The organism is Paenibacillus sp. FSL R7-269 (assembly GCF_000517865.1).
Lineage (GTDB): Bacteria > Bacillota > Bacilli > Paenibacillales > Paenibacillaceae > Paenibacillus_AQ.
Map to the genome: position 1 here is coordinate 21,498 of NZ_ASPS01000077.1, position 19,176 is coordinate 40,673.

At 53.6% G+C, this 19,176-nt stretch carries 21 protein-coding genes; 3 read left to right on the forward strand and 18 right to left on the reverse strand.

Annotated elements, in window-relative coordinates; translation table 11 throughout:
* The first annotated feature begins 111 nt into the window (after window positions 1-111).
* Entirely contained in the window at window positions 112-678 is a 567-nt protein-coding gene (locus tag C162_RS28130) for an FAD-dependent oxidoreductase (protein WP_036700166.1), read from the forward strand.
* Window positions 679-742: 64 nt separating this feature from the next.
* Here the strand turns inward: C162_RS28130 and C162_RS28135 are convergent, their stop codons facing one another.
* From C162_RS28135 to C162_RS28180, 10 genes are all read right to left on the reverse strand, one after another.
* Window positions 743-1,726: a glycosyltransferase family 2 protein gene (locus C162_RS28135; RefSeq protein WP_036700168.1), complete on the reverse strand. Its 984-nt coding sequence runs from the start codon at window positions 1,724-1,726 to the stop codon at window positions 743-745.
* 84 nt (window positions 1,727-1,810) lie between these two features.
* Window positions 1,811-4,000, reverse strand: a complete 2,190-nt coding sequence (locus C162_RS37400; protein WP_036700170.1) for a glycosyltransferase family 39 protein — start codon at window positions 3,998-4,000, stop codon at window positions 1,811-1,813.
* Window positions 4,001-4,161: 161 nt separating this feature from the next.
* Complete coding sequence (locus C162_RS28145; protein WP_036700234.1) at window positions 4,162-4,707, reverse strand: DUF1697 domain-containing protein; 546 nt, start codon at window positions 4,705-4,707, stop codon at window positions 4,162-4,164.
* A 41-nt stretch (window positions 4,708-4,748) separates the two neighbouring features.
* Window positions 4,749-5,549 carry a phosphotransferase family protein gene (locus C162_RS28150; RefSeq protein ID WP_036700172.1) on the reverse strand — a complete coding sequence of 267 codons (801 nt, stop codon included), beginning with the start codon at window positions 5,547-5,549 and terminating at the stop codon, window positions 4,749-4,751.
* Between the two features lie 16 nt (window positions 5,550-5,565).
* Window positions 5,566-5,862: an antibiotic biosynthesis monooxygenase family protein gene (locus C162_RS28155; RefSeq protein WP_036700174.1), complete on the reverse strand. Its 297-nt coding sequence runs from the start codon at window positions 5,860-5,862 to the stop codon at window positions 5,566-5,568.
* A 14-nt stretch (window positions 5,863-5,876) separates the two neighbouring features.
* On the reverse strand, window positions 5,877-6,497 hold the full coding sequence (locus C162_RS28160) for an alpha/beta hydrolase (protein ID WP_036700176.1): 621 nt from the start codon (window positions 6,495-6,497) through the stop codon (window positions 5,877-5,879).
* Between the two features lie 128 nt (window positions 6,498-6,625).
* Entirely contained in the window at window positions 6,626-7,750 is a 1,125-nt protein-coding gene (locus tag C162_RS28165) for a GerAB/ArcD/ProY family transporter (protein ID WP_036700179.1), read from the reverse strand.
* 27 nt (window positions 7,751-7,777) lie between these two features.
* Complete coding sequence (locus C162_RS28170) at window positions 7,778-7,981, reverse strand: hypothetical protein (protein ID WP_036700181.1); 204 nt, start codon at window positions 7,979-7,981, stop codon at window positions 7,778-7,780.
* Between the two features lie 3 nt (window positions 7,982-7,984).
* Entirely contained in the window at window positions 7,985-9,142 is a 1,158-nt protein-coding gene (locus C162_RS28175; protein WP_036700183.1) for a Ger(x)C family spore germination protein, read from the reverse strand.
* Entirely contained in the window at window positions 9,139-10,686 is a 1,548-nt protein-coding gene (locus C162_RS28180) for a spore germination protein (protein WP_235218554.1), read from the reverse strand. Before C162_RS28180 ends, C162_RS28175 begins: the two co-directional genes overlap by 4 nt.
* 376 nt (window positions 10,687-11,062) lie before the next feature.
* Here C162_RS28180 and C162_RS28185 point away from each other — a divergent pair, with 376 nt between their 5' ends.
* Window positions 11,063-11,428: an MGMT family protein gene (locus tag C162_RS28185; RefSeq protein ID WP_036700187.1), complete on the forward strand. Its 366-nt coding sequence runs from the start codon at window positions 11,063-11,065 to the stop codon at window positions 11,426-11,428.
* On the opposite strand, the gene C162_RS28190 is transcribed toward C162_RS28185, so the two are convergent.
* Window positions 11,425-12,132: a DUF1361 domain-containing protein gene (locus C162_RS28190; protein WP_036700190.1), complete on the reverse strand. Its 708-nt coding sequence runs from the start codon at window positions 12,130-12,132 to the stop codon at window positions 11,425-11,427. The two genes, C162_RS28185 and C162_RS28190, sit on opposite strands and share 4 nt — an antisense overlap.
* Before the next feature lie 344 nt (window positions 12,133-12,476).
* Window positions 12,477-12,905 carry a hypothetical protein gene (locus C162_RS28195; protein WP_051493992.1) on the reverse strand — a complete coding sequence of 143 codons (429 nt, stop codon included), beginning with the start codon at window positions 12,903-12,905 and terminating at the stop codon, window positions 12,477-12,479.
* Window positions 12,906-13,077: 172 nt separating this feature from the next.
* On the opposite strand from C162_RS28195, the gene C162_RS28200 reads away from it, so the two are divergent.
* The gene (locus C162_RS28200; RefSeq protein WP_036700192.1) at window positions 13,078-13,389 is read left to right on the forward strand and encodes an ArsR/SmtB family transcription factor; all 312 of its coding nucleotides are present in this window, start codon (window positions 13,078-13,080) and stop codon (window positions 13,387-13,389) included.
* A 116-nt stretch (window positions 13,390-13,505) separates the two neighbouring features.
* On the opposite strand, the gene C162_RS28205 is transcribed toward C162_RS28200, so the two are convergent.
* The 6 genes from C162_RS28205 to C162_RS28230 form a co-directional block, all read right to left on the reverse strand.
* Entirely contained in the window at window positions 13,506-15,284 is a 1,779-nt protein-coding gene (locus tag C162_RS28205) for a SulP family inorganic anion transporter (protein WP_036700193.1), read from the reverse strand.
* 106 nt (window positions 15,285-15,390) lie between these two features.
* The gene (locus C162_RS28210) at window positions 15,391-15,717 is read right to left on the reverse strand and encodes an ArsR/SmtB family transcription factor (RefSeq protein WP_036700195.1); all 327 of its coding nucleotides are present in this window, start codon (window positions 15,715-15,717) and stop codon (window positions 15,391-15,393) included.
* 116 nt (window positions 15,718-15,833) lie between these two features.
* Window positions 15,834-16,214 carry a hypothetical protein gene (locus C162_RS28215; RefSeq protein WP_036700196.1) on the reverse strand — a complete coding sequence of 127 codons (381 nt, stop codon included), beginning with the start codon at window positions 16,212-16,214 and terminating at the stop codon, window positions 15,834-15,836.
* Between the two features lie 67 nt (window positions 16,215-16,281).
* Entirely contained in the window at window positions 16,282-17,910 is a 1,629-nt protein-coding gene (locus C162_RS28220) for a phospholipase D-like domain-containing protein (protein ID WP_083678078.1), read from the reverse strand.
* Window positions 17,911-18,177: 267 nt separating this feature from the next.
* Window positions 18,178-18,474, reverse strand: coding sequence for a putative quinol monooxygenase (locus C162_RS28225; protein WP_036700199.1), 297 nt, complete (start codon window positions 18,472-18,474; stop codon window positions 18,178-18,180).
* Window positions 18,475-18,509: 35 nt separating this feature from the next.
* Window positions 18,510-19,145 (reverse strand): nitroreductase family protein, encoded by a 636-nt coding sequence (locus C162_RS28230; protein WP_036700201.1) that lies wholly within the window; start codon window positions 19,143-19,145, stop codon window positions 18,510-18,512.
* Between the last annotated feature and the right edge of the window lie 31 nt (window positions 19,146-19,176).

Genomic DNA, 19,176 nt, shown 5'->3' on the forward strand with positions numbered 1-19,176 from the left:
AATAGTTCTGCGAAGTGTATGCTTCCGAAGCGAGTTTTGCGATGTGATTCAACGAGGTTTATGCTATCAAAACTTAAGTGTATGCTTTCAAAACTTTTAGGAGGTTATCTCATGTACGAAATCGCCATTATCGGTGCCGGCCCTGCCGGTGCAAGCGCCGCCCTGTTCGCTGCCAAGGCCGGCAAAAAAACACTGCTGATTGACAACGACAAAGGTATGACCCGCAGAGGCTGGTATGAGAATTATTACGGAATTAGCGAGATCGGTGGACCTGATCTGGTAGAAACCGGACATAAGCAGGCTGTGAAGTTCGGGGCCGAGCTGGTTGCCGGACAGGCGACGTCGCTTGAAGCCAGCGGTGAGGGCTTCGTCATCGGGACAGAGAGCGGGGCTACTTATGAAGCTAAGCATGTCGTGCTGGCGACAGGTGTTCTGACGGATCTGGCTGCCGCAGCCGGGGTAACGACCAAAGAAGGTACGGAGCCAAGAATCAAGACGGTGATTGCCGCCACACCGGAAGGCAGAACCAATATCGACGGGATCTGGGCCGCCGGAACCGTTGCCGGAATGAGTGTCCACGCCATAATCACTGCCGGGGATGGCGCCAAGGTTGCCGTCAACATTATCAGTGAGCTGAACGGCGCACGTTATGTCGATCATGATTTGCTGAAGGCTTAGCAGAGACTACATAAGAAACGCCTTTCCTTAGAGAGGAGAGGCGTTTCTTTTTTACGAAATATTGTTATTTGTTGAGACTGGCGACTCTCTGCTCCTGTGCGCTCTGCTGCGGCCTGCCGCTGTAGAACTCCTGAACGATGTAGAGGGGACGGCCCTTCGATTCATCATAGATCCGTCCGACATACTCGCCCAGAATACCCAGCATGAGCAGCACGAACCCGTTGAAGGTTAAGGTGATTCCGATCATCGATGCCCAGCCCTTCACGGCTGCGTCTGTAAAGAGTGCCAGGTACAGCACATACAGCAGGTACAGAAAACCGGATACGGACAGCAGCGCTCCAAGAACACCCGCCAGCTTCAGCGGCTTATAAGAGAAGGAGGTAATGCCGTCCAGTGACAGCTTCAGCATCCGCCCTAACGGATATTTAGTCTCTCCGGCCAGCCGCTCCTCCCGCTCGTATTCTATCGCCTTCTGCCGGAATCCAACCCAGCTGACCAGACCGCGTACGAAGCGGTTCTTCTCCGGCAGACGCTTCAGCTCGTCGCAGACCCTGCGGTCCATCAGGCGGAAATCGCCAGTGTCCACCGGAATAGAGATATCTGTCGAATAACGCAGCACCCGGTAAAATAAGCTGGCCGACCACTTTTTGAACAGGGACTCTCCGTTTCGCTTGATCCGCTTGGCATATACGACCTGGTAGCCTTGCTTCCACTCCGAAATCATCTCCGGAATCAACTCGGGCGGGTCCTGCAGATCCGCGTCAATGATCACAACCGCATCGCCCAGCGCATAATCCATCCCTGCGGTAATAGCAACCTGATGCCCGAAATTGCGGGACAGATCGATCAGCTTCACACTTTCATCCCAATAGCTGTATTCCTCGATCATCTGCGCGCAATTGTCCGTGCTGCCGTCATTAATGAAGATCAGCTCGTAAGGCTCGCCTGTTGTGCCCATTACTTTTTTGATGCGCCGGTAGGTTTCCTGAATAACAGCCTCTTCATTGAACATCGGTATAATAATGGAATAGCGCACTTGGATACTCATGGGCAGCTCCTCCTCAAAAGTAGTAAGGAAGCGCGCCGGCACAGGGCCGGATATACGCGCTTCTTGTTCTCCTGCTCCCGCAGGTTAGTCCAGGGTTATCTCGTAAAGGGTTCCGGCATTGCCGCTGCTCTGTGTTCCCTGCCAGTCTGCGGCCGGAACCTCCGTGCCGTTCTTGGTGATCCATTCCGTAATCTCCGAGCTGCCGCCCCTCATTCCGCCCATGCCGCCGCTGACCAGGAAGTACTTCACCTGCCCGCTCTCTATAAGCTCCTTCAGGCTGTCCGGGGTGTAAGGCGTATCTGACGCATTGAAGCCGTTCAGGATAACAACCTGCTCCCCTTCGTCGATGATATACGGGCCTGCTGTTCCATAATCCATCGCTGCGAACAGATATTTCTCGCCGGTATTATGCTCCTTGAGAAAGCCCAGCAGAGACTCATTAATACCAGCGGCGTTATTTCTTCCCCCCATGCCGCCCATGTTGGCTATGTTGGGCATGTTGGGCATGTTGCCCCTTGCGCTCATCCCGAAGGAGCTGCCGCTATCCGGCCCTGCTGCAGGCGTCATGCTGTTATTGCCATAGACAATCGGTGTGAATGCCCAGTAGAGCGGGCCAATCAGCAGCACCAGGAACCCTGTTACCGCAGCGGCATGTAACCAGGAAGGCTTACCCTGTACCGCCTTCAGCAGCCGCAGAATGATTAGCACTACTGTCATTGCAATACCTGCTGCCAGTATGCCCACGGACCACCCGCTGCCGATGGTATCGTTATACGGACGGATAATGTACACCTCAAGCACCGTTGTAGCCAGCACCGCTGCGGGCAGCAGCCAGGACAGCCAGGTCTTCCGCTCCTTATAGTAGCTCCAGAGCTGAGACCAGCCTGCACCTGCCAGCGCCGCCACCGGCGGAGCCATCATGATCAGGTAGTACTGGTGGAAGAAGCCGGCGATGCTGAAGAATCCCATGACCGGAATCAGCCAGGCCAACCAGAACAGGGCTTCCTTATGCTGCCGGGTGAAGCTCCTGCGGCGCAGGCTGGCCAAGATCCCGATGCTGCCGAACAGCACGAACGGCAGCATCCAGCTCGCCTGGCCGGACAGCTCCTGCTGGAACAGCCGCAGCGGACCAGCAGTGCCTGTGTTGAACATCCCGCCACCGCCCATCCCACCGCGTCCGTTCGGGCTTCCGAACCCGCCGAATCCGCCGCTCTCTCCTTCTGCGCGCCGTCCTCCATCCTGACCGCCCGGCACCATTCCGCCACCGCGTCCGTCCTGGCCTGGTGCAGTCCCGCCGCTGTCACGGCTCTGATTGTCCCCGGCGGCGGAATCACGGCCGTTCATCGTCCCTTGCCCGTCTGCGCCCCCTTGCCCGTCAGCTCCATCCATGGGCGGGAATTCACCGCTTAAGTCCGGCATTTCCCCGTTCATTCCTGGCATACCACCACCGCCCAAGCCGCCACCTCCGGCTCCCCCAGTACTACGGTCACCGGTCAGACGGGACACACCGTTATAGCCAAAAGCCAAATTAAGCACAGAGTTGGTGCCGCTGCTCCCGATGTAAGGACGCTCATCGGCCGGAATGGAATCGACAATTACAGCCCAGGATAGAGACACTGCCAGCAGTACGGCAGTGCAGGCTGCCAGGGTGCCGGTCTTCTTTTTCCAGTTCACCTTGGCTGCCAGGAGATAGAATAGATAGAAGGCCGGAAGAACCATATAAGCTTGCAGCATCTTCTCATTGAAGGCGACACCGATGAGTCCGAAAGCTGCCAGCAGGCTGCCAAGCCGGTGGGTCCGGGTGCCTCTGAACAGGAACCATGCCGCCAGCAGCAGTGTGAATACCAGCAGCGTATCAATATTGTTCGTCCGGCTTACCGCTGCTGCTACCGGAGTAGCGGCCATAACGAGCGCTGCAAGCCGTGCCGCCGCCCGTCCGAAGGTTGGCTTCACCAGCAGATAGACTAAGAGTACCGAGCCTACACCGCTGAGCACCTGCGGCAGAATGACACTCCAGCCATGCAGGCCGAAGACCAGCGCGCTTAAGGTCTGCAGCCAGAAGGTTACCGGCGGCTTATCGACCGTTACAGACCCTGCCGAATCCAGGGAAGCGAAGAAGAAGTTATGAAAGCTCTGCAGCATGCTGCCCACTGCGGTTGTATAGTACGTATTGGCATATTGGTCATTCCAGATTCCGTATCCGTACAGGACGGCTGCCAGCAGCATAATCATTAGCAGGACAACATCGATACCCGGCCTCTTCAGTAATTTCATTGTATGATCCACTCCGATTCGTTCATTTCTTAGGTGTATTATGGCATCTGTACCTTAACCCGTAATGAATGCCCGCTGAATGTTTGCTGAACGTGCCGGACACGCCAAATACCCCGCCAGGAGATGTCCCGGTGGGGTATTTGGTAGAGCTACTATTTCCTTTACGGCTTACGGGCCAGTGCGGCTACCTTGTTCAGGGTGTTCCAGTTGCGAGCAGTAAGCGCCGTTCCCAGCAGCTTGTCGAACGGCACCTTGAACAGCGGCGACCCGCTTACACTCACTTCATAGAAGGCATACAGCTCCCTGCCGATCACCCGCAGCTTATCAGCTCCATCCTCATAGGGGCGGAGTTTCTCCAGCGCTTCAGCGGCTGGCTCCGCTGCCAGGAACGAGACGTACAGCCGCTTGTAGGCTTCCTGCTCACTCTGCGGGAACGGATTGCCGGCAATAACTGCCTCCAGCTCCTCCAGAGAACGAATCATCACCGGTACTTCAAAGCCGAAGGTCTCCTGAATCTTCCCGCTAATCATCTCGGCCAGCCCCTCGCCGGTTAATGCTTCACTCTCAAATATAACATTGCCGCTCTGGATGTAGGTGCGTACATTCCTGAATGGAAGTGTTCCGAGGGTGGCCTTCAGGTCCTGCATTTTGATCACTTTGTTGCCGCCGACATTAATGCCGCGCAGCCATGCAATATATGTATTCACCAGCACTTCCGCCTCCCCTATACAGTCTCTTGCTTGCAGCGCTATGCTCTCAGACGTCTGCGGATCTCACGGACCAGCAGCTCCTTCTCGGGAACCGGAAGTCCCTCCACCAGCCGTGCGGCTGCTACCGGCAGTATCCACGGTTCGATATCCGCAAGCGTCAAGCCTGACAGTTTCCGATACCTGCCGACATATTGCTCGGTCAGCCGCTTCCTGGCGAACCCCAGGAACCCCTTAGCGAACACGGAAGCCTGCGGAGGCATGGCCCCGATACTGAACATGATTACTGAACGTGCCACATCTGCCGCAGGATTACCGCGGACGCCGGTCATCCAGTCAATGACCCACAGCTTATCGTCCATCAGGATATTATCCGGGTGGAAATCGCCATGGCATAGCTTCTCCCCGTCCGGCAGCCGGGCAAGCCGGGACAGAATCTGTGTTTTCTCCTCTGTCTCAAGCATGGGTGCGGCGATAATATGCTGCTCCAGACGCTTCTTCTGTGCTCCGGCTTCGCCCATGCCACCCAGCTGATGGAGGCTGTAATGCAGGCCTGCCATCTGTTTGAAGCCGTTGAAGTTAAGCCACGGCTTCCGGCTCATCTGCTGCAGCAGGGTAGGACCGGCGATCTGCTGATATACAATTCCCTGTTTGCCCTCTACAACCACCCGCTCATGAGGCTGCGGAGTAGCAACACCTTGTTCATAGACCCATTTACTGATGCGGTATTCCAAGTCCACATGTTCTTCTGGAACGTCGTCACGGTACAGCTTAAGAATCCTTCCTTCCCCGTACTCCAACACTTCAGCCGTTCTGCCTTGACCGATTACCTTCCCCTGCATATACATACCCTCTCCACTAATCCAGACTAACCTTCGTATAATGCTCTACTATAGGAAAAGGGCTGTAATAATGATGCAGCAGCGCCTTCCACTCCTGATACTGGAGCGATTCCCTGAAGCCTACCGTATGATCCTCCAGGCTGCGCCAGCGGACAATCAGCAGATACTTGTGCTCATCTTCCATACAGTGCTGAAGCTCATGGCCTAAATAGCCGTCAATCGAAGCAATCAGCGGGGAAGCCTCCCTGAAGCTCTGCTCGAAGGAATGGGTCTGTCCCGGCTTCACCTGAAGCATTGCCGCTTCTGTAATCATGCTCTCATCTCCTTTTATAGTGAATCTCGGAAAAATTCATGATAAAAATTAATAATAACCAGCAGCACAGCCAGCGATTCGTTGACGCTATCCACCTCCAGATAGTGGTTGGCATCGTCAATTCTATATACCCTTACCTGCTTCATGCTGCTAAGCTCGGCAGGATGCTGCCCGGTGAACATCGGGTCACTCCCGCCGTAGATCACACTGCCCCGGCTCTGCCGGATGAACGGAAGGCTCTCGGGAACAGGGGTAAGGAACAGATGCGAGACCTTCTCGCCCATTCCGGGCTCCGACGCCGCCTTACCGGCAATAATCGTGCCCATACTCTTACTGATGAACAGGAACTGCTCATAGTCGGGAAGCGAAGCAAGCGCAATCTTGCATTCCTCGGCAACAATATCAATCTCTTCGCGCTTGAAGGCTACTCTGGCAGCCTGGTAGCCGTATTCGAGCAGCAGCAGGTCACAGCCGTATTCCCGGGCCAGCTTGCCTGCATAATCCAGCAGCGGCCGCTCGGCGGAATAATTCTGTCCTGGAAACACCACGGCCAGCACCTTGGAGCCTTGCGTAATAAGCTTATGTCTGACCTCTCTGCCCCAATGTGAGGACATTACAATGCTGGATACGCTCATCTGTAATCCACGCCTTTCTTACCTGTTCTATGAAATTCTCTCTTATCTCTCATTATAGCTAACTTCAGCACAGGTTGAAATCCGGAAAGCCCCGCAGGGCGGGGCTGAAGAAATGACGCTGCTCTGCTCTATAAACCTTCCGGCTGCTGCTCTGGAAGAGCCTTGTGCCTGCTGCACCTTTTGCGGACAACAAGCTCGGCTGTAAGCCACAGCAGCACAGGAATCACCACTTCGAACGGGAGGGCATATACCTTGTAGATGTGATACGCGAACTCTTCCATTTCCATAATATTGGAATAGATGAAGTCCGACAGATAGATCATGATCAGTCCCATCTGCAGCACTACAGACCGGTAGCTACCCAGCTTGAATACTTTCGCTACCCCGTTACAGGTTACATACAGACACAGACTGACCTTGACGAAGAGCGCCGTAACAAACACAATGGCTGCCGAGCCCTCGATCCGGGTAACGAAATCACCGATATTAATCCGGCTGACCGCCACGTAAGAGGGGAAGTACAGACCGGACAGAATATCAGGGCCAAGCACCAGCAGGTTGCGCAGTGTAATCATAATAATGATAACCCCTGCAATCAGTGTGCTGCTGACCAGCACCCGCTTGGCAGAGCCCTTGGCCGGGATGGCGCTGAACGCGCCCAGGAAGACTACAATCTCGGCAAAAGGGAAGGTGAACGAGCCAGCCGTATCTGCAAGAATAAGGTCTAATCTGGTATGGAGCAGTGGCCTCAGATGATGGTACTCAAACTTGGGTACAGAGAGTAGTTGTAGGACCACAATTACAATCAGCGAGAACAGCAGCAGGAATTTGGCGCTTCTTCCAAGCACCTCGATCCCGGCGTGGACCACCCAGATACAGAGCAGGCCGATCACAAGCATAGGTGCGAGCATCGGAGTTGCGGTTAAAGCCACGGTCTTGCTGAACTCCCCGAAATTGCGAAGCACCAGCGCTCCAAGATGTAAAGCATACCAGATATACAGACAACAGAGCATCCGTCCCAGGACGGAGCCGAACACTTCAATCAGCATGTCATACAGATCCTTGCCCGGAAACAAGACATGGAGTCTCGCATAGATCAGCATAAGGGGAATCGCCAGCAGAATCGCCAGCAATTGGGCAATCCAGCTGCTGTTGCCGGACTGTGACGAGGTTCCCAGGAACAGGGAAGCTCCGGTGATAAATAATACAGCGATGCTGATCGACTGGCCAGCCGGAATAATCTCTTTGCTCACACTCTCCTCCTCCTTCAGCGTCACGCGCTAATATAGCCTTTTGATCCAATCCACAAACAGCGGGGACGGACTGGGTATCTCCCAACGCATCGAGAGTGCGAAGGCCAGCGCGAAGGAGATCAGGTACAGGGCAGAACAGACCAGGAAATCCCGCTTCATTCCCTTCTTCCGCAGCCCATATGGATCAATTACAGCGATCAAGGCATAGATCAACACCACGTAAATAGCCATAGCTTAATCTCCCAGCCGGATGGCCCGCGATGTCTTGGCACTGCTCTGTATCGTCACCTTGGACTTGACGTTCACTTCAAGACCGGCAAAGACCTCAGGCCAGTGATCCTTCAGCTCCGCCCAGAGCTTGGGCTGCTTCTCGTACAGGCTCTCGCCAAAGCCAAAAATATCAGCTTCATATTGCTGCTGCATCTTATGAACTAACGTAAGAATATCCGCCTGCAGCTGCTCAGCCGCCCGTTGCTCAATATCATGAATAGTCTCATTTTTTAAGAATCCGTCCGTGGTCATCACCTCATCCAGCCCCGTCTTGGTTGCCGTACGAATCTCCATCTGGAGCCTGCCATTTACCATTTGGTGCTTCAGCTTGGTCTGATTGGAGACAATCTCCAGGGAATACGCCGGGTTCCCCCGCTTATCATCCACAACCAGCACCCCTCCTTGCAGTACATTTTTGATCATAAGCATCGTCTTCGTCTCATCGCCGCTCAGTTTGCCCACCATCCGGTCCTTCACGAATACGGCGGTGCCTGCCACCCTTTCGCTCTTTTCACCATTTTTCTGATGAATATGAATGATTGGGGCTGTAGCATAAATCCCTGAAGTCTCCAGCTTGTCAATGAAATCCCAGATCTCCACAGCCGGAGCGATGTTCATATACTTCTCGTCATGCATCATCTGGGCTAATTCAAAAGACAGAATCGCTTCTGTGGTACTGTTCAGATTGAGCACCTCGCGGGCCGTCTTCTCTCCTGATATGAAGATGAACACATCCGAACGGGTCTCCGTGTCCCGGCTGTACCAGTCAATGACTTTCACCAGCCCCTCTCTGGCGGCTTCCTCACTGATGATTATTGCCTTGGCGTGACTCCAGAATAGCCTCTTGCCGGTCATAGAGATCATATTGCGGACGATTTCAAACATCGTATTCCCGCTGAGGCTGACCATTTTATAGCCCGCCTGAGCCTTGTTGGCTGCCCCGCCAGTATCTACGATCTCTACTGTAAGCAACAGCTTCCCATCCTCATCTTTGTCAATGGCCACCCCGGCTACAATCGCCATATCATCCACCTCGGTATAATTCCAGCAGCCGGTGAGTCCCAGGCTCAACAGCAGCAGTAGTGAGATCAGAGAGGCGATCCCTCTTCGCAGGGATCTCATGACCGCTTCGCCGGTCTTTTCGGCGGCTTCCGTCTCCGGTTGCGCATTCCAATCATCGCCGGCCGCAGATTCATATCCCACCAGGGGGCACGGATGGTTGTATCCTTAATATCCTGCGGGCGGATCGAGCCAACTCCCAGCATGTAAGAGACCCCGAAGGAGCGCAGACTCATCAGGTGAATGACCAGACCGAGCAGACCGAAGAAATATCCGTAGAGACCGAGGAAAAAGGTGGCGCCCAGCAGCGCCAGTCTGGCGATGATCAGCGGCCCGGTCAGCCTTGGATTCAGCAGGGTCGTTATCCCTGTCAAGCCCACCACGATGACCATCGGCGCACTGACAATCCGTGCATCCACAGCAGCCTGACCCAGCACCAACGCTCCGACAATGCTTACCGCCTGCCCAATCGAAGTCGGTATCCGCGCCCCCGCTTCCCGCAACACCTCGAAAATGGTCAACATAAGCAGGGCTTCAACTATGGTTGGAAAAGGCACCGATTGCCTGGCAGTCGCAATGCTTAGCAGCAACAGAGTGGGGACCATCTCCTGGGCATAGGTCACGAGGGCAATATAACCGGCCGGGATACTGATCGACATGAAGGCGCCCATCACTCTAAGCACACGGTTAAACGATGCAAAATAATAATTTATATAATAATCCTCACTGGCCTGGAAGTTCTCTACAAATACATAAGGGACAGTCAGCGCAAAAGGGGTGCCTTCGATAAGAACCGCAACCCGGCCCTCCAGGATTTTGCTTACCAGTGTGTCCGGCCGCTCGGTATTTCCGACAGTTTCAAACGGAGAATACGGCTCGTCACGGATCAGCTCGGACAAATAACCCGTATCCAGAATCAGATCAAGCTCCACCTTCTCCAGCCTGTCATACAGCTCCTTAATAATGGCAGGAGAGGCCAGGCCCTCCATATAGCAGATGCAGGTCTGTGTCCTGCTGCGTGTTCCGATTTGCGTGAATTCAAATTTCAGATCCGGGTCCTGCACTCTGCGGCGGATTAGGGTCAGATTGACAAGCAGCGATTCGGTGAACCCCTCCCGGGGACCGCGCACTGCTTTTTCTGTAGTAGGCTCTTCTATCGCTCTGGAATCCCATCCCTGAACATTGATAACCAGCCCTCCGGCATAGCCATCCAGGAGCAGCAACGCCTTCCCGCTGACGACCGCTCCGATCAATCCCTCCAGCTCCCCGGTGGCCGTGACATCAGGCGTATCAATAACGGTCATCCGGATTCTTTCCATTAGAACCTTGGGGTCCCGATACTCTTCTTCTGCGGGCTGGTAAGCAAGTACCGGCTTGATGATCCCTGTCTGAATCAGATTCCGGTCCACCATTCCATCGACATAGATTAATCCGCAGCGGACGGGAGCGCCCTGGCTGTTCTCTATGATCCTTACTCTCAGTGTCCCGTCGTTATTGAAAATCTTCCGCAGCCGTTCCACCGTCTCCTCCAGCGAAGGGCTTAGCGGAGGATGCGCGGACAGGGTACCGGCAGCTTCACTGTTCAGTGCAGAATGCTTGTTCTTCACCGCTATCACTCCTGTCAGAGATCTATTGCTCTGATTATCCCCCGTCTCTCTAACTCCTATTCACCAAAATTTGCTGGATAGGAGAAGCAGAAGCCGCCCGGCCCCTGAATGGCACAGCAAGTGGAAACGGCATTGCCGTCCTTTTAAAGGACGGTACCGTTTCAGCGAGAAATAGAAGGATAATGTATAGCGTGAAACCTATACATTCTTATATTTCAAATAAGCCCGCTCTGTAACAGAGGGGCCGGCTGAGGCCAAGCTTCGTATGAGATTGTCAGTTACTGCTGGACTAGTGCCAATGCTCCTTGCAGCAGCCGCTTTATGTTATGGTTAGAATAGTATTGTTACAGAATGAGAATTTAAAGGAGCCCGCAAGATGACACCATTCACACGAAAAGTTATCCTCATCATTCAATCGATTCCGGAAGGCTCCGTCATGACCTACGGCGGAATTGCCCGGGCGGCCGGAAGCCCCCGGGCAGCACGGCAGGTCGTGCGCATTCTGCACTCCATGAGCAGGAAGTACAAGCTGCCGTGGCACAGGGTTATCAACGCCAAAGGCATGATCTCGCTCACCGAAGACGAGTCCGCCTCCCTGCAGCAGCTGTACTTAACCGGAGAGGGCGTTAGCTTCGATGAACGGGGCATGGTTGACCTGGAGCGCTACCAATATGTTCCGGCTCCTGAGCTAGAGATGGACATGGAGCTTCCGCCTGAACTCGGCGATGAGGAGGACATTTAACCTATCTTCCTCCGGCTCTCGGAATAACTCCTGCGGCTCCCGCCCCCCAGCCCGTTCAGCAGGCAATACATCGTGGCATAGATCACCAGCAGGACAAAAGCGATGAACAGGCTGAAGAACACAGACTGCCGGTTCAGGCTGTCCATGACCAGCCGGTACAGCTGATGGCGGTCCGTCAGCACATCCCAGCTGTTCAGCCGGTAGACTCTGCCGAGCAGGACGCCGTAGCCGCCCATAACACAGGCGAACAGGACGAAGACCCACGAGAGCAGCATGTTGCTTTTCCGGTATATCACGTGCTGGAACTGGTACAGGGAGAAGAATCCGGTCAGCCAGCCGCTCCAGGTGAACAGGAGGAGGGTGGTCAGATCATACCAGTACCGGTTCTGGATCGTTCCGCCGACGATATACTTGCTTTTGCGGACGGTCAGATGAATCAGATCGGTCATAATATAAGGCGCATTCGGAAAAAACAGCAGCCAGGCAACGCCCAACGGCAGAATCAGCAGCCCCCCGATCTTCCGCTTATCCAGCTCATGCGCGGCCATGGAGAAGAAGAACGGCACCCAGGCCAGAAACAGATTCCAGATCAGAAAGGCATAGAACGTATCCGTCTGCAGCGAAACTACGCGGTATACCGCCAGCGTTGCCGCCGTCATAGCAGCCAGAAGGATGAAGACCTTGGTGTAATTCAGTTCTTTCATGAAGGATAATCTCCTTACCTTGATATAGTCCATTTATGTAATTGTACAAATATGGGGCTGGAGTGTCCAATATGGGAAGGTTCAACGGGAGGGTTCACGGGATATCCAGTGACAAGTGGACAAGACACAAGTGGAAACGGCTTCGCCGTCCTTTTAAAGGACGGTACCGTTTCAGCGAGAAATAGAAGGATAAGTTATCGTGTGCAACATATAAGTTCTTATATTTTAATAAAACCGACGGGAAATTTACGTCTGTAAATTCCCCGCCGGTTTTTGCTTTGAGCCGGTTCGTTACTGCCTAACCGTAGGCTTATGCAGTAACCCTCATATGAATTACTTTTCGCTTACGAAATATATTCACTGTACTCATCCTCAGTCGTCTGCACGTTCTTCAGATACGTAATCTGCCCCATATCATTCACATGCATAATATCTATACCCGCCTTCGCATAGACCGTGCCATCGGCAGCTTGTCCGCATACTGCCCAGTTGGTCAGGTAGCTGCCGTCAGGCTGAAGTACCCATGCGTCCCACATATGTTTAATGTCTTTGTTGTGTTCATAAAAAGTCTTAATCACTACCTCGAATCCTGTGCGGCTTCTCCCGCCCGACACAATTTCAGCATCCTGCGTGAACAGTGACAACAAGTCGTGCATAGCCCGATCGTCGGTGCGAGAGGCATCATACAAACGGAAATAGTTATTTAACATGGTTATGTTCTTATCCGTGTGTTGAGCGTTAGTGGTATTACCGGCATTTGTTGTGTTAGACATTTTGTTACCTCCTGAATTTTCTGTAGTGTTATACAAAGTTGTTTTATAGTTCGAATATTTTCGAACTATTTAACATAAGAAGAACTATACCACACTTCTAAAGCAACGTATATTATAATTCGAAAATTATCGAACATTGAAAGAAGATATTGAATATGCTAGTATCTACCTTATGAGACATTTATCGATACCTACAGTTTCAGAGATGCGTCTGACCACGGTCTGCAATGCATTAGGTGACCCGTTGCGCATGAAGATTGCACATTGTTTAGCCAGTTCTGGCGAGAAACGCTGCTCCGCCTTTGAAGTCGACCACATCTCAAAATCAACGTTGTCCCACCACGTTAAAATGCTTCGTGAAGCTGGAATTATCCAGCCGCGCATAGAAGGCAAACAGCACTTTTATTCGCTCAGAAAGGATGACTTAAATACACGTTTCCCAGGTCTGGTCGATATGATTCTACACGCAGGAGATTTAGGATAATATAGGATAAAGCCGGTACATGTTATAGTAAACGACAAAGAAATCGCTCCTTTTGGGATGGAAGGCGGACCCTCCATTTTACCAAAAAGGCGATTTCTTTGTCCGGATTACAAGGGTTATACCCCGCCGCTCAGCTTGCGGGCCACCGCCGGAGTGCGGCCCTTGAAGGCCGCGCTGCGCGATGAGGATTCCTCCAGCCCTGAGAGGGCGCTGCATTCTCTGAAGGCCGCATGCGCGCAGCCCCGGCAACGGCTGGGGTTCACGCTGCCCAGCGCATCATTGATCGCTTCGCCGGTATGATCATAGAACTGGGAGGCACCGATCCGGTCATACAGTCCTGTTCTCTTGAGCAGCTCAAGCGGTTGGCTCTGGATGCCTGAGATCATCAGCCTGCCGCCTGCCGCCTGCAGGTCCTTCACCAGCGCTGCCAGATTGGCCTCGCCTGTCGTATCCATCAGCGGCACCTTGCCCATGCGCAGCAGGATAAGCTTAGGCTGATCCGGGCCGAGCTCGGGCATGGTGTGGTCGAAGCGGTAAGCGGCTCCGAAGAACAGCGGTCCCTCCACATTGTAGATTCCGATCTGCGGACAGTCGTGGCTCTCGGTTACCATATGGGCCTCGACCTTGACGGAAGACGGGTCAGGCAGCACCTTGGAGATTCTGTGTACCTCGCCCATACGCTTGACGAAGAGGACAACGGCCAGGATCAGCCCCACCTCTACCGCCACGGTCAGATCGGCGAATACCGTCAGCAGGAAGGTAATCGCCAGCACCAGCGAATCCCCGGTCTTCAGCTTCAGAAGATGAAGGAATTCCTTGCGTTCACTCATATTCCAGGCTACGACCATCAGAATCGGGGCCATCGCTGCCAGCGGAATGCTGGAGGCGTACGGGGCGAACAGCAGCAGGATCAGGAACACCACTACACCGTGAATGATCCCGGAGAGCGGGGACGCGGCGCCGCTGCGGATATTGGTGGCGGTTCTGGCAATCGCGCCGGTAGCCGGTATCCCGCCGAACAACGGCGCAGCGATATTGGCGACCCCCTGACCGATCAGCTCCCGGTTGCTGTCATGGCGGCTGCCCGACATGCCGTCGGCCACGACTGCGGAGAGCAGCGACTCAATGGCCCCCAGCAGTGCAATGACAAAGGCCGGACGGATCAGCAGCTTGATTTTCTCCCATGTAATGACCGGGAAGTGAAAGCTAGGGAGTGTATTCGGAATATCTCCGTAGGCAGAGCCGATGGTCGTCACCTTGCCGCTGAAGAACAGGGCAGCGATAACCGTAGCACACAACAGTCCGATCAGAGAACCCGGCACCTTCGGAGCAAATTTCAACCCCAGCACCACTACGGCGAGACATACTCCCGCAGTCAGAATGCTATACAGATTGATTGTGGAGAGATGCGCCCCGATCTCCTTCATATTGTCGATAAAGCTTTCATGCCGCTTCATATCCCTCAGGCCAAGGAAGTTCGCAATCTGCCCGCTGAAAATAATAACGGCAATCCCGGCCGTAAAACCAATAGTCACCGGCTTCGGAATGAACTTAATCAATACCCCCAGCCGCAGAACACCCATCAAGACAAGAATTACCCCGGCCATCATTCCGGCAATCAGCAGATTCTCATACCCGTACTGCATCGCAATGGCGAACAAAATAGGAATGAATGCACCCGTAGGCCCGCCAATCTGGAACCTGGACCCGCCGAATAAGGAAATCAGTATACCGGCCACAATGGTTGTATAAATTCCGTACTCCGGCTTCACACCGGAAGCAATAGCAAATGCCATCCCGAGAGGGATGGCAATAACGCCGACGATTGTCCCTGAAATGATATCCTTGCGCAGCGAAGCAATGTTATAGCCTTTGAAACGGCCCCACCCTGTCATCCTATAACCTTCTTTTCTCTAAATATCTGATTATTTGAATATAATACTCACATTACTCCTGCCCGCTGCTCTTGTCAACGGGGTAATCCGCCCCCGGAAGCCGGGGTTATTCGCTGCGGATGCCTTCGAGCAGGGAAATGGTACTCACCAGATGATTGTCGAAAATCTGCCTGGCTACAGCCAGAAGCTCCTTGATCAGAGGATCACGGAGGGCATAGATGACAGTGGTCCCTTCCTTGACGCTGGTGACCACATTTTTGGCCCGGAGGACGGCCAGCTGCTGGGATACCGCAGAGCCTTCGGAGCCCAGAATCGCCTGCAGCTCGTTCACATTCTTCTCGCCTTCGCTAAGCAACTCCAGAATCCGAATCCGCATCGGGTGAGCCAGCGCCTTGAAGAATTCCGTCTTAAATTGTTGAATATCGCTGTTCATCAGATTTCTGCTCCTTATGCTGTTACTTGTTTCAATCTATATTATATTAGCGCATTTGCCTGAAGGTGGCTATGCCGGGGCAGGAAATCGTTCGTAAGCCGGGTGCCCTGCGGCCCTTACAGATTCACGGGATACAGCCTCACTTCACGGGTCCTCAGCTCAACGAACCCGCCCAGCGCCATGGGTTCGCCCAGGCATTCGAACATGATCAGGTCGCGGCCGATCCGCAGATAACCCGCGCCGTCCTCCTCTATATTTTCCAGCACGCCCGTCAGGATAACCATGTCCCCTTCGATACGCAGGCCAAAGGCACCTCCGGGAGCCGGCACAATATCGACCCAGCTCATGAACAGCGCCGGCAGCTCCCATTCAGCTTCCCAGACCTCTCCCGTCTGTACAGGCGGCCCGCACCAGATGGCTCTGGCTTCCCCCCATTCTGCTGCCGCGAATCTGATTTCCCCGGTCCGGGGACCTTGTCCAAGAATGTGTATGTTCATCTTCATTAGCTCCATCTTCGTTCATTGGTATATCGCCATTATACATGACCGGACGCCGGAGAGGATATCAGGTGTAGTTCTGCGTTGCTTTATTCAGATACGTGCTGGGATGCAGCCAGGGATGCTTGAAGAACTCGTGTTTGCCTTTGATCTTACGGGAGACGCTGAGGTCATAATCAATCATGCGCTTCACCTTCTCCGCGAGATCTCTGCCCTTCACCAGCAGGCCCAGCTCGTAATCATGGCAGGCACTCCGTTCATTAATATTATACGAGCCGTGAAATACCGCCTGCGCTCTGTGGTCGTAGATGATTTTCCAGTGGGAGAAGCGTTCAGTCGCACTATAATCATAGAAGGATACGCCGTTACAAAAGGGAACATACATGTTGCTGCGCACCGCCGCCCGGTTCGTCGGATGGTCATTAACCTCCAGCGGATTGCAGATGACGAGATGGCAGGCACGCTCCGGCCCCACTTCACCCAGCCGGTCCCAGAAGGCCTGATCGATCAGATACGGATTCACAATAAGGGTCTCATCGGCTGCATAGGTGATCACATCCAGAATATATTGCTGAATCAGATTCACCGGGTTGCCGGGAAAGCTCGCGAAGAGCGTACACTCCTCCTCCCCGAACGCATAGTCCACCGCAGGACGATAAAAGGGTGACGCAAGGTCAAAGTGATCTCCCCCGAGCAGCAGCCACCTGGAGTGAAAAACAGCGTTCAGCGACTGGGCCACTGCCCCCTGAATGCGGAAGCAGCCGTCATGCCACTCCTCTTCCTTCGCGGGGATACCGAGCGGACGTCCATCCACCTGCTGGTCCGGGGCTTCCTGGATAGGTGTCGCAAAGGTATACTGGTCCCCGATATTCAGACTGCCGATAATAGAAGTTATTCCGTCTATAATCATGAATTTGCGGTGGTCAATCACATTCAGCCCGGTCACCTCCACATCCTCCTGAACCTTATCCTGCAGAAAAAGGATGCTCTCAGGCACGCCCTGTGACTTCAGCGCCTTGCGCTTCGCAACCCATTCCTCCGCACCGTAATAGGAGTGGAAGGTATCCAGCAGCCTGGCTCCCGCCTGCTCCAGACGCCCGGCAATGTCGGAGAATTGCCCCACCTCCAGATTCTGGCCGTATCCGAGCGCAGTGACTGTATAATTCACCATTATTCTGACCTCTACCCCGCGCTCAAGTGCATGAAGCAGCTCATCCGCGATAAGGTTCCCCGAATGATCATTGAAGAACAGCATGACAGACAGATGAATATAACGTTCAGCCTTGCGGATCTCGCCGAGCAGCATGTCCAGGCATTGCGGCCCGTTCACATAAGGATCTACCCGGTTATGCCGGGTGGTCTGCGGGGCCAGCGCCCTGAGCTTGCCGGAATCGAGTCCCGCTACTGTGTCCGCGAGCTGATTAAGCCATTCCTGGCTTATACCCGGCAGCTGCCCGAGCTGCTGCATATCGGTTATGACGCCCCCGCACTCCTGTCGGTAGGCGCGCGCGGTATCACTTTGCAAAAGAGGGGCAAAAGCCGGCTCAGCTTCCTCCGCGCCTTCGGTCAGCGAGGCCAGGGAGCCGCCCGAAATATGATAATTCACGTAATCTATGAGATCCTGCTGGAGCTGTCCGTCCTGGTCCGCAGCAGCAGAAATTGAGGGTAACCGGTGATTGTTATGTACACTAGTCATGCTGTCTTCATCTCCTTCGTTCTTCCCGCGCCTGCTTCGCCAGCAAATGACAAGTCAAGTCAGGGTAAGGTAAGATACCCGGCTTGTACGTTTTATAAACGGCATGGGGTCATTCAAAATAACCCCACAAAGTGGGGCTTTAGCGTAGGTGATGACTCAGGTACTTTGCGGGGACCCCAAAACAAAAAAGGATGCCGCAGCAGTCATTAGACTGCCGGAGCATCCCGGGATTCCAAATTGTATAGGGTTAATCATTTAACACCTTAATTATTTGCTCAATTCCTCAGCACTATACACCTTAACCTCAAGCGGTGCGGTCAGGAACTCTCCCGCTTTGGAGGCGAAGCCGGTGAAGTGAGGGCTTGTGTTGTGAGCGGCAACGGCGGCCTGGTCACGCCAGGTCTCAATCATAATATAGAGACTTCCGTCAGCTGCATGCTTATACAGCTCGTAAGACAGATTCCCTTCTTCTTCGTGCGTGGCGGCAATCAGCGGTTTCGCCGTGGCCAGGAACTCTTCCTCCCGTGCAGGATTCACATGAAGCAGTGCATGGATAATAATCATTCAGATCTTCCTCCTAGAATTTCATGGGTATAACGTTATTTCCACTGAGCAATCGTGTCGATAGGCAGACGGACGGAGGCGTAGCCTTCATCTAGTGCTTTGCCGATCGAGATCAGCATAACCGGAATGTAGCGCTCTTTGTCCATACCGAACATTTCTGCGATTTGATCCTTTTCGAATCCGCCGATCGGATTGGTGTCATACCCGTGTGCGCGGGCGGACAGCATCAATTGCATGGAGACCAGACCGGCGTCAATCATCACAGTCTCTCTGTTCACATCTGCGGGCAGCTTAGCGAAGTGGGCACCGAGGGCGGCAAGCTGTCTTTCTTTTACCTCGGCAGGCATAAGTCCGCGTTCAACAGCCGTTCCGTAGATTTGTTCAGCGTAATCGAAGTTATTCATATCACCGAATACGGCAATCACCGCTGCAGAGGTTTCGACTTGAGTCTGGTTGAACTTGGCAATAGGGGCCAGCTTAGCTTTGGCTTCAGGGCTTTCGATGATTACAAAACGCCAAGGCTGCATATTCACGGACGAAGGCGCCAGCGTAGCTTCAGTCAGAATCTCTGTCATTTCCTCTTTGCTGATTTTGACGGATGAATCATATTTGCGGATCGAGCGGCGTCCTGTAATAATGCTGGTGAAGTCATTGTTTTTGGTAGTGTTCATGTGAAATAGCTCCTTTATGGGTTTGATTATA

Bases quoted from the DNA above. Each gene is read 5' to 3' on its own strand.
- C162_RS37400 (WP_036700170.1), bottom strand. From the start codon at position 4,000: ATGAAATTACTGAAGAGGCCGGGTATCGATGTTGTCCTGCTAATGATT.
- C162_RS28200 (WP_036700192.1), top strand. From the start codon at position 13,078: ATGAGACATTTATCGATACCTACAGTTTCAGAGATGCGTCTGACCACG.
- C162_RS28175 (WP_036700183.1), bottom strand. From the start codon at position 9,142: ATGAGATCCCTGCGAAGAGGGATCGCCTCTCTGATCTCACTACTGCTG.
- C162_RS28205 (WP_036700193.1), bottom strand. From the start codon at position 15,284: ATGACAGGGTGGGGCCGTTTCAAAGGCTATAACATTGCTTCGCTGCGC.
- C162_RS28220 (WP_083678078.1), bottom strand. From the start codon at position 17,910: ATGACTAGTGTACATAACAATCACCGGTTACCCTCAATTTCTGCTGCT.
- C162_RS28150 (WP_036700172.1), bottom strand. From the start codon at position 5,549: ATGCAGGGGAAGGTAATCGGTCAAGGCAGAACGGCTGAAGTGTTGGAG.
- C162_RS28130 (WP_036700166.1), top strand. From the start codon at position 112: ATGTACGAAATCGCCATTATCGGTGCCGGCCCTGCCGGTGCAAGCGCC.
- C162_RS28230 (WP_036700201.1), bottom strand. From the start codon at position 19,145: ATGAACACTACCAAAAACAATGACTTCACCAGCATTATTACAGGACGC.
- C162_RS28215 (WP_036700196.1), bottom strand. From the start codon at position 16,214: ATGAACATACACATTCTTGGACAAGGTCCCCGGACCGGGGAAATCAGA.
- C162_RS28225 (WP_036700199.1), bottom strand. From the start codon at position 18,474: ATGATTATTATCCATGCACTGCTTCATGTGAATCCTGCACGGGAGGAA.
- C162_RS28195 (WP_051493992.1), bottom strand. From the start codon at position 12,905: ATGTCTAACACAACAAATGCCGGTAATACCACTAACGCTCAACACACG.
- C162_RS28135 (WP_036700168.1), bottom strand. From the start codon at position 1,726: ATGAGTATCCAAGTGCGCTATTCCATTATTATACCGATGTTCAATGAA.
- C162_RS28170 (WP_036700181.1), bottom strand. From the start codon at position 7,981: ATGGCTATTTACGTGGTGTTGATCTATGCCTTGATCGCTGTAATTGAT.
- C162_RS28210 (WP_036700195.1), bottom strand. From the start codon at position 15,717: ATGAACAGCGATATTCAACAATTTAAGACGGAATTCTTCAAGGCGCTG.
- C162_RS28155 (WP_036700174.1), bottom strand. From the start codon at position 5,862: ATGATTACAGAAGCGGCAATGCTTCAGGTGAAGCCGGGACAGACCCAT.
- C162_RS28190 (WP_036700190.1), bottom strand. From the start codon at position 12,132: ATGAAAGAACTGAATTACACCAAGGTCTTCATCCTTCTGGCTGCTATG.
- C162_RS28185 (WP_036700187.1), top strand. From the start codon at position 11,063: ATGACACCATTCACACGAAAAGTTATCCTCATCATTCAATCGATTCCG.
- C162_RS28160 (WP_036700176.1), bottom strand. From the start codon at position 6,497: ATGAGCGTATCCAGCATTGTAATGTCCTCACATTGGGGCAGAGAGGTC.